The following is a 488-nucleotide window of genomic DNA, read 5'->3' as shown; positions in this document are numbered from 1 at the left end:
AGTTTAACGGCACCTTCACCTATGATGCCGAGAATCCAAGCAACAACAAAGTAGAAGTAACGGTAAACACCGCATCTGTAGATTCTAACCACGCTGAACGTGACCGCCATATTCGCAGCAGTGATTTCATTGATGCAAACAAATGGAGCCAAGCCCACTTTGTAAGCACTAACTACGCTGACCAAGGCGATGGTAAAGCCGAGCTTACCGGTAATCTCACCTTGTTCGGAAAAACTCGCGAAATTACTATTGATGTGGAAAAATACGGTGAAGGACAAGATCCATGGGGTGGCTATCGCGCCGGTTTCACCGGTACCGTAGCGTTAAACATCACAGATTTTGGTATTGATTTTAACTTAGGTCCGGCGGCGCAAACCGTGTATATGGACCTCGTTGTAGAAGGCATTCGCCAATAATTTATGCACATTCGTTTAGCAACGGCTGCGGATATCGCAGCCATCGCCAACCTCTAGAATGAACATTATGCT

General features: G+C 46.3%; 1 protein-coding gene. It reads left to right on the top strand.

The genetic code is table 11. The annotated features are described in order from the left end of the window. Window positions 1-416: YceI family protein (locus VT06_RS17295; protein WP_046555575.1), on the top strand; the 416-nt coding region annotated here is incomplete at its 5' end. Between the last annotated feature and the right edge of the window lie 72 nt (window positions 417-488).

The organism is Arsukibacterium sp. MJ3, from assembly GCF_000987765.1.
Taxonomy (GTDB): domain Bacteria; phylum Pseudomonadota; class Gammaproteobacteria; order Enterobacterales; family Alteromonadaceae; genus Alishewanella.
Note: the sequence above shows the minus strand (reverse complement) of the source record. Positions and strands in the feature narration are given on the sequence as shown.